The 444-nt window shown below is 38.7% G+C and carries 1 protein-coding gene; it reads right to left on the bottom strand.

The annotated features are described in order from the left end of the window. On the bottom strand, window positions 1-309 hold a 309-nt coding region (locus tag I6F09_RS37270; protein ID WP_249784729.1), incomplete at its 3' end, for a hypothetical protein. Window positions 310-444: the final 135 nt, after the last annotated feature.

The following is a 444-nucleotide window of genomic DNA, read 5'->3' as shown; positions in this document are numbered from 1 at the left end:
GTCTCCAAGCGCATATTCCGTCACTTTGCTCCCGCGTTCAACTACTTCACCAACGACCATGTTACCTAGCTGAAACTCGCCAAACACAATGCCTCGTGCACTATTTGTTTCACGTGAAACAAATAGATTCCATTCTGGTGAAAATTCTTCATCAATAAAAGGACTAATTCCTCTAAAATCAACTACTTCTGTACCATGTTTTGGAGAAGCAAATTGTACTTTAATTTTTACTTCATCTTCTAAAACTTCACGATCATTATATTCTACTAATGCCGCCACACGAGGCGCTGTTGCTACTAATTTTTTCATGTTAAATTACTTCCTTTCTTATCCTTTAACTCCACCATCAGTTAAGTTTCCTTTGATAAATCGTTCTGAAATTGCGTACATAATAACGACTGGAAGCGCCGTAACAAGCGATGCCGCCATCATTCTACCCCAAAT

Origin of the sequence: Bradyrhizobium sp. IC3195, assembly GCF_020193585.1 — a bacterium.
GTDB lineage: Bacteria > Pseudomonadota > Alphaproteobacteria > Rhizobiales > Xanthobacteraceae > Bradyrhizobium > Bradyrhizobium yuanmingense.
Note: the sequence above shows the minus strand (reverse complement) of the source record. Positions and strands in the feature narration are given on the sequence as shown.